11 protein-coding genes are annotated in these 11,792 nt (G+C 40.6%); 7 read left to right on the top strand and 4 right to left on the bottom strand.

What is annotated here, in order from left to right; genetic code table 11:
- The 3 genes from H6G28_RS29705 to H6G28_RS29715 all read left to right on the top strand — a co-directional run bounded on the left by H6G28_RS29705 (nucleotide 1) and on the right by H6G28_RS29715 (nucleotide 2,359).
- A complete protein-coding gene (locus H6G28_RS29705; protein ID WP_190591385.1) occupies nucleotides 1-498 on the top strand; it encodes a Rab family GTPase in 498 nt (165 codons plus the stop codon).
- Entirely contained in the window at nucleotides 499-930 is a 432-nt protein-coding gene (locus H6G28_RS29710; RefSeq protein WP_190676301.1) for a hypothetical protein, read from the top strand.
- A 307-nt stretch (nucleotides 931-1,237) separates the two neighbouring features.
- Nucleotides 1,238-2,359 carry a sensor histidine kinase gene (locus tag H6G28_RS29715; protein ID WP_190676303.1) on the top strand — a complete coding sequence of 374 codons (1,122 nt, stop codon included), beginning with the start codon at nucleotides 1,238-1,240 and terminating at the stop codon, nucleotides 2,357-2,359.
- Nucleotides 2,360-2,456: 97 nt separating this feature from the next.
- On the opposite strand, the gene H6G28_RS29720 is transcribed toward H6G28_RS29715, so the two are convergent.
- Nucleotides 2,457-2,660 carry a high light inducible protein gene (locus H6G28_RS29720; protein WP_190591382.1) on the bottom strand — a complete coding sequence of 68 codons (204 nt, stop codon included), beginning with the start codon at nucleotides 2,658-2,660 and terminating at the stop codon, nucleotides 2,457-2,459.
- Nucleotides 2,661-2,946: 286 nt separating this feature from the next.
- Nucleotides 2,947-3,150 (bottom strand): high light inducible protein, encoded by a 204-nt coding sequence (locus tag H6G28_RS29725; RefSeq protein WP_190591381.1) that lies wholly within the window; start codon nucleotides 3,148-3,150, stop codon nucleotides 2,947-2,949.
- Between the two features lie 517 nt (nucleotides 3,151-3,667).
- Between H6G28_RS29725 and H6G28_RS29730 the strand changes: the two genes are divergently transcribed.
- Complete coding sequence (locus H6G28_RS29730) at nucleotides 3,668-6,787, top strand: MFS transporter (RefSeq protein ID WP_190676305.1); 3,120 nt, start codon at nucleotides 3,668-3,670, stop codon at nucleotides 6,785-6,787.
- Between the two features lie 161 nt (nucleotides 6,788-6,948).
- On the opposite strand, the gene H6G28_RS29735 is transcribed toward H6G28_RS29730, so the two are convergent.
- Nucleotides 6,949-7,455, bottom strand: coding sequence for a fatty acid hydroxylase (locus H6G28_RS29735; RefSeq protein WP_190676307.1), 507 nt, complete (start codon nucleotides 7,453-7,455; stop codon nucleotides 6,949-6,951).
- 497 nt (nucleotides 7,456-7,952) lie between these two features.
- Here H6G28_RS29735 and H6G28_RS29740 point away from each other — a divergent pair, with 497 nt between their 5' ends.
- The 3 genes from H6G28_RS29740 (at nucleotide 7,953) to H6G28_RS29750 (ending at nucleotide 10,174) form a co-directional block, all read left to right on the top strand.
- Nucleotides 7,953-8,954 (top strand): isopenicillin N synthase family dioxygenase, encoded by a 1,002-nt coding sequence (locus H6G28_RS29740; protein ID WP_190676309.1) that lies wholly within the window; start codon nucleotides 7,953-7,955, stop codon nucleotides 8,952-8,954.
- 121 nt (nucleotides 8,955-9,075) lie between these two features.
- Nucleotides 9,076-9,639, top strand: a complete 564-nt coding sequence (locus H6G28_RS29745) for a hypothetical protein (RefSeq protein WP_190591376.1) — start codon at nucleotides 9,076-9,078, stop codon at nucleotides 9,637-9,639.
- A 151-nt stretch (nucleotides 9,640-9,790) separates the two neighbouring features.
- Nucleotides 9,791-10,174, top strand: coding sequence for a C6orf136 family protein (locus tag H6G28_RS29750; protein ID WP_190676311.1), 384 nt, complete (start codon nucleotides 9,791-9,793; stop codon nucleotides 10,172-10,174).
- 91 nt (nucleotides 10,175-10,265) lie between these two features.
- Here the strand turns inward: H6G28_RS29750 and nadA are convergent, their stop codons facing one another.
- The gene (gene nadA, locus H6G28_RS29755) at nucleotides 10,266-11,240 is read right to left on the bottom strand and encodes a quinolinate synthase NadA (protein ID WP_190676313.1); all 975 of its coding nucleotides are present in this window, start codon (nucleotides 11,238-11,240) and stop codon (nucleotides 10,266-10,268) included.
- Nucleotides 11,241-11,792: the final 552 nt, after the last annotated feature.

Consider the following 11,792-nt stretch of genomic DNA (forward strand, 5'->3'; position numbering starts at 1 on the left):
ATGCTGCAAAAAAAAATCTGTATGGTAGGTGCATTTGCTACTGGTAAAACCAGTTTAGTTTCCAGGTTTATCTACAGTATTTTTTCTGATAGGTATTATACAACTGTCGGTGTCAAAATTGATAAAAAAACTCTCAGTCTGCAAGGCAACAATGTTAATTTAATTCTTTGGGATCTTTACGGTGAAGACGAGTTTCAGAAAGTTAGAATGTCTTACCTAAGAGGTTCATCTGGTTATATTTTAGTTGTAGATGGTACAAGGCGTAGCACTCTCGATAAAGCTTTTGAGTTGCAAACTAAAGTAGAAGAAAGTATTGGTCAAGTACCGTTTATTTTAGTCTTTAACAAATGGGATATGACAGAGGAATGGGAAATTGAACCCCAGGAGTTAGATAGTATTCTCAGCAAAGGCTGGAATGTAATTAAAACCAGTGCTAAAACAGGACAGGGTGTGGAAGAAGTCTTTCAAACACTTGCTCATCAAATCATCAATCGATAAATGGCAGACATCCCCAAGGCTGTAGTTTTATATATTCTCAATTTTATCATCGAAGAGCGATCGCTTGCTTATCTCTTAGTCAACAAGGACGGTGGACTGGAAGCCTGGGGGGGAAAACTCGGTGAGTATGGCATTACAAATCTCAGTCAAGGAATATCGGTATGTGAACAAATTTTTTTTCTCGAAGGTTTACTACCTATAGATGACTCTCCGTTATTTCTCCCCTTCATCAAAATCGCAGCGAGTATCTGTGCGGATGTCCATATTTTTCCCTCCGAGGAAGGTGATTGGGTATTACTATTGAATAGTATGTTAGATGAAAAGCATCTCTCAGCTATGCAGCAAGAAGCCAACTACTCCAGCCTAGCACAAGAACAATCTGATAGATTAATAAGGAAGGATTTAGGAATCAGCAGTCAAAATTCAGAATAATTAATAAACAGGAGTCAGAAGACAGAATTCAGAATTCAGAATGCTCCACCCATAAAGGATGGAGTTTAAATGAAGAAAAAAGTTTTATTTTGATTTCACCCATGAAGCACGAAATTTTCCACCAATATTAATCACCCAGCGATGCACTGAGCTTGCTGAAGGTTCCCTAAGAATAAAAACTATATTATCTATAAAACTCATATTTGATTTGGGAAAAAACAAGGTATATTTATAATCTCTTTTTCCTATTACCTGCCTACGCAATGATGTTCAGTTATCAAGTTGGATTGCTAGATATTTTTATGATATGACTACAACTATATTATCTGACTTATTCTTAGGCTTAAATATTTTAGTCTTAGAAAGAATTGATATTGGCTTATTTAGAGTTACGGCTCAACCACCTACATGGTTACAGCGTTTTTGTAGCCAGCAATTAAGATTTGGCATGGATATGTTAATTCCGCAAGAGGAATTTGCATTTTTAGAAAATTTTTTGTTTGATGCCGAAGATTTTTGGAGCGAAAATAAGATTGGTAAGCTTAATTCTGGTCTTTGGAGTCAAAAAAATTTAAATGGCTATGAAGAGCAGTTAGAAGCTTATGCTTTGTGTGTAAATGAAAGTAAAATTTTATTAATTGAATTAGCAGAAGATAAATTTAAATATAAACAGCACCTAATTCAAGCAGGTCGAGAACAACAATTAAATTATCAACAATTATTAAAAGACAATCAGAGAAAAGAAGTCTTAGTTAATTGTATTATTCATGATATAGCAGGGCAACTCAACGCCATTAATTGCTGTTTAGCCTTGCTAGAGTTTGAAAATTTAACAGATAAAGGTAAGGAAAATTTAGAAATCGCTCGTAAGCAATCGATTAAGCAAGAAATGTTAATTAGAAATATTTTAGATGCTTTTTCGGATGAGGTGCGATCGCTAGAAAGTTTTATCGTAGATATTGACACTGCGCCTGATATTCTTAGGGCTGTAGAAGAAACTATCGAACTATTTAAAGCTACCTTTGCACTGACTAACCAACAGTTACAGCTTGCAGCTAATGTTGACAGCACAGCCGATTGGAAAGTTGTCGGCGAACAATCACGCCTAGACAGAGTTATTACAAATCTGGTGGAAAATGCTTATCGCCACAGTCCAGAAGACTCAACAGTAACTATTAATTTGCAAGCAGAAGTAGGATATGTACTCTTCACTATTGATGATGAAGGTGAAGGTGTATCACCAGAAATGAGCAATAATTTATTTCAAAAGTTTTCCCAAGGTCAAAATCGCGCAGGTAGAGGAGGAATCGGTCTTTATTTTTGTCGAATGACGATTGAACGTTGGGGTGGAAATATTGGTTATTTACCTCGTCCCGAAGGCGGTTCCCGTTTTTGGTTCCGCCTTCCCAGACCATTAGGAAATGAGTAATGAGTAATTACTCATTACCAGGACTAAGGAGATTGGGAGTAAGGGTTTTAGATACATACACCCTTACTCCCTACTCCCTATTCCCTACTCCCATATATTAGTAACCAATCAAATGCAGGACATCACGAACTACGCTATAGCCGGCTAAGTCCCAGAGTAAATAAGCCACAAAACCAATTGCTGCTAAACGGCCATTCCAGAGTTCGGCTTGGGGAGTCCAACCAAACAAAAATTCATTGCGATCGCGTCCATTATAAGCATTAGCAACTCCTGGTAAATCTGTAGAGGGACGAGTTTCCATGATTGTTCTCCAAAATTAAGTTAGTATTGGCAAATTTTTCTTTAGTCAGGACTTACGCACAAAGATTATCTGTGGAGATTGGGTGTAAGGATTTTGAATCAGTACACCCCTATCCCGAATTTCTCACGCATGGTTAGGGGGTGTGGGGAGTGTAGGAAGAGAGGGGAGTGTGGGGAGTGTGGGAAGTGTGGGAAGAGAGGGGGGAAAGATTTCTTTACCATCCTCCCACCCCTACACCCTCGCCACAACCCTTGATTTTTCGTTTTGATGCGTAAGTAAGTCCTATTTAGCGACCTATTAGATGTAAGACATCGCGCAGAACGCTATAACCTGCTAAATCCCAAAGTAAATAAGCCACAAAACCAATCGCAGCCAAGCGACCATTCCAGAGTTCAGCTTGGGGAGTCCAGCCAAAAATAAACGCATTGCGGTCTATGCCGTTATACTCTGTAGCGACTGGTGGTAAATTCGTCGAGGAGCGAGGTTCCATTTGTTGAGTCCAAATTGATTTGTTACTTAACTTCACGTTAGCTATTTACCACCAGCCTGCTTTCCGTCTAGAGGTACAAACTCTAGCCACCTCTTCTGGAAGATACAAACAGCCAAAAACTGTTAACATCTCTTTCTTTAGAGGTGCTAAAAAGCATATTTATAAATAAATGTAAATTGCTATTAGCTAAATCTTGGATATTTTAAGATGAAATCAGAGGATTTAGACAATATTAATTAATGGAAATTAATCGCCACAATATTTATAATCATAGGCATTTTCCTGTGATAATTTCAGCAATCTCCCCAAAATTAAATCTTTCGATTCATCAAACTTCTACCCGACGCTAGATATATTATTCAAACTTCAGATGGATGCTGGAATCGCCTAAATTGCCCGATTCTGAGATTTACAAGAGTTAGGTATAGCGATTGTTAACAGATATTAATTGCATAATTGCTGCTCAGATGATTCTGATATCTCTCCAAAGTTAAACATTAAAAAATAAGGAAATACAATGATTCAAAGTACAGGCATTATGTTGGGACTCTACAAACCATTGTTATGGGTAGCACAAATTTCTGTAGATCCCTCCAACGTCACGCCAGCGCAAGCATCGGTGCTGACCTCCGGGCCGCGCTTTTTTGTCGCCTTAATTTCCGGGGTGATTTTAGCTTTTGCTTTTCAATTAGTGCTAACTAATCTCTCCGTTGCTGCTGGTATTTCCTACTTGGGACATTCCTCAGATGCGGATTCTCATCATGGGGAAGCAGGTAGTTTTGGCGGCACAATTCGCAAAATTGGGACGGCTGTAGGGATTTGGACATTAGTCACTGTTACCATCGCCTTATTAATTGCCAGTTTCCTAGCCGTAAAATTAAGCTTAGTGATTTTTGACCCCAGATTAGGGGCGATTTTGGGGTTAGTGATTTGGGGTGCATACTTCTTATTACTAGTGTGGGTTAGTTCTACTACTGTGGGTTCCTTAATTGGTTCAGTGGTGAATACTGCTACCTCTGGTTTTCAGGCGATTATGGGTACTGCTACCGCCGCCTTGGGTACGAAAGCCGTCAATCAGCAAGTGGTAGCCACCGCCGAAGCCGCCGCAGCTGCTGTACGTCGAGAATTAGGTAGTGCAATTGACCCGATTAGCATTCGAGAAAATGTTGAAGATTACCTAGAAAAGCTGCGTCCGCCTGAGTTGGATATCTCCCAAATCCGGGGCGAATTTGAAAAATTACTTAATGATCCACAATTAAAAGCAATCGCCGGTAGCCCCGATTTACGCCAGATTGACCGCGAAAAATTTATCGATTTAGTCAGCAGTCGCACCGACCTTTCTAAACGCGACGTTAACCGCATTGCAGATACACTTTACAATGTTTGGCAGCAAGTAGTAGGGCAACAGCCACCTGTTCCAGATCGTTTAGGGGAATTAGTTGACTATCTCAAATCTTTACCACCAGGACAAACCAGAACCGACGAACTCAACGCCAAACTAGAACAGTTAATTACTGAAAGCCGTTCAGCTAAACCAGCCGACCAAAAAGCCGCACCGGGACTGATTCAGCAGACAGTCCAGCAAGGTCTAACGGCTTTGACTGGGATTGTTTTGGGACGCACTGATTTATCAGATATTGATGTGGAAAAGATTTTACAGTCCCTAACCACAGCCAAAGATAAAGCCACAGAACAAGCTGATAAACTAGGTCTTCCCGTACCTTCCCAACCTTACAGCCCAATTCGCGTTGACATCGAAAATTATCTGCATAACACTTATGCTTGGCAACTCAGCCAAGAAAGAATCGCCCAAGAATTCCGCGATGTTATTTATGACCCAGCCGCCGACCCTGGCATTATTAAAAGAGAATTAGACCGCCTGTCTCGTAATGATTTCGTCAAGATTCTGCAAGATAGAGGTCTACTCACCCAAGTTGAAATTCAACGCATCGCCGACCATCTAGAAGTTGTGCGTCAATCAGTATTAGTCACTGTTACAGCCGAAGAAGAACGAGAAATTGCCCAAGATTTACAACGGCGAGTTGAAAGTTATCTGTTAGTCACACCAAAATCAGATTTGACGGCGGAAGGTATTGAACGGGATTTTCAGTCTTTGTTGTCAGACTCTGATGCAGATTATGAAACACTTTCACGCCGTTTGGCAGTAATTGACCGGGCAGAAATGCGACAAATTCTGCTGGAACGCAACGATGTGCAAGTATATGAAGTTGAACCAATTTTAGATGAATTGGAAAGACAACGCGATCGCGTTTTAATTGCAGCCCAAGGTATAGCAGAACAGGCAAAATATCAAGCAGAAACCCTGTGGTTGAATGTAGAATCATATCTGCGGAACACAGGCAAAGCAGAGTTAAACCCTGATGCAATTCGCGCCGACCTGAAGCGATTATTAGAAGACCCCCAAGCCGGGATGATTGCCATTCGCACTCGGTTGTCTCGTTTTGACCGCGATACCTTGGTACAGTTATTGAGTCAGCGCCAAGATTTGAGCGAAGACCAAGTTCATAACATTATTCATACTGTGGAAGATTCTTGGCACAGTATTCGCCACGCACCGCAAGCCGTCGCTGACAAAGCCAAAGAACAATATGATTCTGTCATGACGACAATTACAGATTATCTGCGGAACACTGGCAAAGCAGAACTCAACCCCGAAGGGATTCAACGAGATTTAGATCGCTTGTTTGCCAATCCTAGAGAAGGTGCGATCGCCCTGCGGCGACGGTTATCGCAATTAGACCGAGATACCTTAGTGAAATTATTGAGTCAACGACGAGACTTGAGTGAAGAACAAGTCAACCAAATAATTGACTCGATGCAAACATCAATCCGCAATATTGCGCGTGCGCCCCGCCGTTTTGCTACTCGTACCCAGCAAAGAATGGATACATTCAAAGCTTATCTCGAAGAATATTTGCGGCAAACAGGTAAAGAAGAACTCAACCCTGAAGGTATTAAACGTGACTTGCAATTATTGTTGCATGATCCACGGGTCGGGGTAGAAAGTTTGAGCGATCGCTTGGCGCATTTTGACCGTTCTACCATCATCGCTTTACTGAAAATTCGGGAAGATATGAGTGATGAAGAAGCCGCCAGAATTGCCGACAATATGATTTCCGTCCGGGATCAATTTGTCGAACAAATACGGAGTATTCAACGCCGGATACAAGATGTTGTAGATAATATTTTTGACCGTATCCGTAACTATCTCAATTCTTTAGATCGCCCAGAACTTAATTATGATGGCGTTAAGCGGGATGTCCGCCAGTTATTTGACGATCCCCAAGCTGGATTTGATGCCTTGCGCGATCGCCTATCTGCCTTCAACCGTGATACCCTAGTCGCCATCATGAGTTCCCGCGAAGATATCTCTGAGGAAGATGCTAACCGCATTATTGACCAAGTAGAACGCGCTCGGAACACAGTCTTACAACGTGCAGAACGCATCCAACAAGAAGCACAACGCCGTTTAGAAGAAGTCAAACGTCAAGCCCAAAAGCAAGCCGAAGAAACCCGCAAAGCCGCAGCCACAGCCGCTTGGTGGTTATTTGCTACAGCCGTCGTTTCTGCAATTTTCGCTGCCTTTGGTGGTGCGATCGCTGTTGTGTTTGTCTAGCTTAAAAACTGTCTCCGCTAAAATTTTAGCCTCCCAATGTGGGAGGCTTTTCATATCTCAAGAAAATTCAGCAGTCAGATTTAGGACTTATACACAAAGGTTATGCCCATGCGTAAAGATGATTACGACAAATAGATCACTACCAATCCAAAATCCAAAATCTAAAATCCAAAATTGATATAACGCAGACGTACTCTCAAAAGACGCAACCACCGCAGCCAAACTTGTGCAGGTTGCTCAAAGAAAGTGAAAATATCACCAAAGCCCAGGTTCGTTTTATTATGATGTAGCCAGTGTCTTTCGGGAGTTGTAATGAATAGAAATTGACACAAAATATTGATGACCTTTGGAGTTTGCCAACCCAAAACACTAACGTGTCTCCACCATACATGAAACTGACCTAATAGCAATCCTAAAATCACACCAATGGGAGAGAAAGACCAGAAAATAAATGCCATAATTATATAAGGCAAAGCTCCCAAAATTCCATCTAAAAGTACCTGAAGATTTGCCGTTAATATGGCATAGTGGCGAAAGTCCTTCTTCCAAGAATGATGTGTTCTTAAGTGGAGGCTACCAAAAACATGCTCAGGTATGTGATACACGAATGTAGATAAAAAATCACCAAAAAATAATAACAGCCAAGCAACAACGATAGCCTCAAGCATTTGTACTCCTCACGTTCAATTAAACAAATCCACACAAAAAAATCCCAAAAAGACAGTTGATGCAGCGTCGCATCTTGTCAATTTTTCGGGTGACATTACCGTAATATTTAAAAGTTTTATTGATGTGCGATTGTCAGTTTAATCAATCACATTAATGACTCCTTTTTTCTTCTGTCAGAAAGAAATTAGCCGATACATCTAAAACTTGATAGATTTAGTGTATTTTAGTATTGTTACCCCATAATCTTCTTATGAAGACAGACAGTATGAGCAAAGAACCAGTTAAAATTAGTACAAATTTAGGTTAAGAATTTCTGCACAGTTATTTAGCAGAGATTAACTACAAGTTATCTGGCATTGAGAGAAAATTTTACTATGTTGACTGAAGGATAAATCTATCTGCGGTTAATTATTTTTATCAATAACTCACTAAGTTAAGAAAGGTGATGAGATATATCAAAAATTGATGTGTTAAATATTACCTAAAAAATCAAACTATGGCAATCACACAATACCAAATTCCGATTATAGATATCAGTGCCTTAGTCACAGAAAGTAGCGATCGCCACCTGACAGCAACAAAAATTGGTCAAGCCTGTCGGGAATATGGATTTTTCTATATTATTGGGCATGGTGTAGATATAGACTTGCAGCAGCGCCTAGAAGATTGTAGCCGTGAATTTTTTGCCCAAGATTTAGCCACCAAAATGCAAATCCCTATGGCGTTAGGTGGAAAAGCATGGCGGGGTTACTTTCCTGTGGGTGACGAACTCACATCAGGAAAGCCAGATTTAAAAGAGGGGATTTATTTTGGTGCGGAATTAACTTCATCACACCCGCAGGTAAAAGCTGGTACACCTATGCACGGTGCAAATTTGTTTCCGCCTAATCTGCCACTATTTCGTGAGACAGTACTAGAGTATATGTCAGTAATGACCAAGCTGGGACATATTTTAATGACAGGTATTGCCTTAAGCTTGGGATTAGAAGCATCTTACTTTAGCGATCGCTACACCAGCGACCCCTTAATATTATTTCGCATCTTTAACTACCCGCCTGACCAGTTATCAAGCAACGACGAAATTCGTTGGGGAGTCGGTGAACATACAGATTACGGCGTATTAACTATTCTCAAACAAGACAATTTAGGTGGTTTGCAAATCAAATCAAAATCACGCTGGATTGATGCGCCACCTGTACCGAACTCCTTTGTCTGTAACATCGGCGATATGCTCGATCGCATGACAGGCGGATTATACAAATCTACACCCCATCGGGTACAAAATTTTAGTGGACGCGATCGCCTATCCTTTCCGTTCTTCTTCGATCCCAACTTTGATGTAGAAGTCAAACCAATTGAATTAAATCACGTCGTCCAAGAAGATTCTCAAGAACGTTGGGATAAAGCCAGTGTGCATAACTTTCAAGGAACCTACGGTGATTACGTGCTGAGTAAAGTAGCCAAAGTTTTCCCAGAGTTACAGCGCACAGTTTTATGAAGAGTGCTGAGTTGAAAGTGCTGAGTTAAAAGAACACCCCCACACCCTGACACCCAAATTTCACAGATAACCTATGTGCCTTGAAAGCGTTACCCTAGATGGTAAAGCTCAAATTTAGACTATGACACCTGACGAAATTGCGGTAACACTAACAGAATTCTTTGGTACAGAAAGTATAGCTGCGATCGCACCTGGATCTTGGCAAGTAGACTCACCTAGTTTTCGGCTGTTAGTGCTGCTGTCAGAAGACCAAACTTGGCTGCGAGTGCTATTGCCGATTGTACCGTTACAAGAAGCGGAAACATTTTTAACCCAATTTTTAGAAGCCAACTTTGATGAAACTCAGGAAACCCGCTACGCCATCTATGACGGAGTAGTTTGGGGAGTCTATCACCATAATATGGGTACATTAGTGAGTGCGGATTTTGCCAATGCTATTTCTAGACTGCTTTCTCTTCATAAAGCTGGTTTAAATGATGTCTTCAATCGATTTATTGAAAACCGCCTCCGCAAAATTATCCAAGGCGCAAAACAGCAAGGACAATCTCTACAAGCCACAATGCAAAACTTAGACAGATTTTATGCAGAAGGCTTAATGGGTGAAATTAACCAATCTGCTAACGATAGAGAACAAGTATTAGCAACTTGGCAATATCAACTAGAACGCCTGTGGAATGAAATATAGCAAAGTGCTGAGTGCTGAGTGCTGAGTGCTGAGTGCTGAGTGCTGAGTGCTGAGTGCTGAGTGCTGAGAAAAAATACTAATCCCTAATTCTTAGTCCCTACCCCCTACCCCCTACTCCCTACTCCCTACTTCCTACTCCCTATTTTTATTCATGGATATTATCGAAATTCTCAAAGAAGATTATCAAAGATTTCCTGAAAATCAAACATATTCAATTTACGCAGAAGATGTTTATTTTCAAGATGCGGTTTTCAAATTTCGAGGAATTAAACTTTATCAGTGGATGATTAAATTTATCCAGACTTTCTTTTTAAATCTCAAAATGGATTTACATAGTATTCAACGTTTGGGAGACACCATCAAAACTGAGTGGACACTGAGTTGGAATAGTCCCTTACCTTGGAAACCCCGCATTTCTATCACTGGCTGGAGCGAATTAAAACTTAACTCTGATGATTTGATTATTTCTCACATTGATTATTGGAATTGTTCACAGCTAGATGTAATTAAACAGCATTTCTTTCCAGTTAAATAGTGTGATCAAAGCTTGTTCAGATACCCGACTTCTTGAAGAAGTCGGGTATCTTGTTGCTCTCAAATATTCCAAGTTTGTGACAGCAGCACTTTTAAACACTCATTTCTAACATCCGTTGCATGGGACGCAGCGCCGCCACTCTAATATCTTCAGACATTGTAATTTCAGGAGTGCGATTTTTCATCGCTAAATACAATTTTTCTAATGTATTGAGTCGCATAAACGGACACTCATTACAGTTACAATTATTTGTCGGTGGCGCAGGAATAAAATGCTTATCTGGCGCAAATTTTTGCATTTGGTGAATAATTCCTGGTTCTGTCGCCACAATAAATTCTTGGGCAGGGCTGGTCTGACAATATTTGAGTAAAGCTGCCGTCGAACCAATATAATTAGCGTGGCGCAAAACGCTAGTTTCACATTCTGGGTGCGCGATCGCCTCCGCTTGGGGATGTGCTATTTTTAACTGGACGATTTTCTTTTCGGAAAAGGTTTCATGGACAACACAGCTACCTTGCCACAGTACCAAATCTCTGCCAGTTTGTTCCATTACATAGCGCCCTAAATTCCGGTCTGGAGCAAAAATAATTGGCTGGTCTTTGGGTATCTGCTGCACAATTTTGACAGCATTAGAACTAGTACAAATAATATCGCTCATTGCCTTAATGTCAGCAGAGCAGTTAATATACGAAACCACCAAATGATCAGGATAAGCTGCTTTAAACGCCGCAAATTCCTTTGGTGGACAACTATCTGCTAAAGAACAACCAGCCGTTAAATCAGGTAACAGTACTAACTTATCAGGATTGAGAATTTTGGCTGTTTCTGCCATAAAGTGTACGCCAGCAAAGACAATTACATCTGCATTGGTCTGAGCTGCGGCTTTCGCCAGTTGTAACGAATCACCAATAAAATCTGCAATATCTTGAATATCTGGTTCTTGATAGTAATGCGCCAAGATTACCGCATTGAGTTCTTTTTTTAAATCCTCAATAGCAGCAAATAAATCTCGTGGTAGTTCACCTGATTGGGTTTGGTTTTTTGGTGCAAATGCAGTTGTAAACACAGTTAGGGGTTGCTTATGGTTGCAAGTATTTTATCTAGTGGATTCAATTATAGTAGTTTTTACCAAAAATAACAGACAAGAAAATTAAAGACTTTTTGAAGTATTACGTACGTATAGGAATCCGGTTTGATTTCTGAATTTATTTGTGTAGGTAGGGAATGGGGAGTCGGGAGTAGGAAATAAGACTGATCTGAGTGTACTGATTTTTTCCCAAATCAAATATCAATCCTATATATGAAAGCGTATGATAATCTAGATTGATTTTGGCAATTATCTTTGTAGGTAAGGGCGGGTTGAGTAAAAGAATCTCTGGGGAAAGGAAATACTCTATTCCTGGATTTCTCACAAGAGAGAAATCCAGGGGTGTGGGAGGGGTGGGAAGTGTGGGAGGATGGTGAAAAAATCTTTCCCCCCACACTCCCCACACCCCCCACACTCCCAGGGCTGTTTCATTCCACAAGAGCAAGAAGTTTGTCAATATCATGAGAGAGAAATCTTTGAGCAATTGTGATGGAAGTATGACCATTTCGGCGGAGTATATTGAGAGCGATC

The organism is Nostoc sp. FACHB-190 (assembly GCF_014696905.1).
Taxonomy (GTDB): domain Bacteria; phylum Cyanobacteriota; class Cyanobacteriia; order Cyanobacteriales; family Nostocaceae; genus Nostoc_B.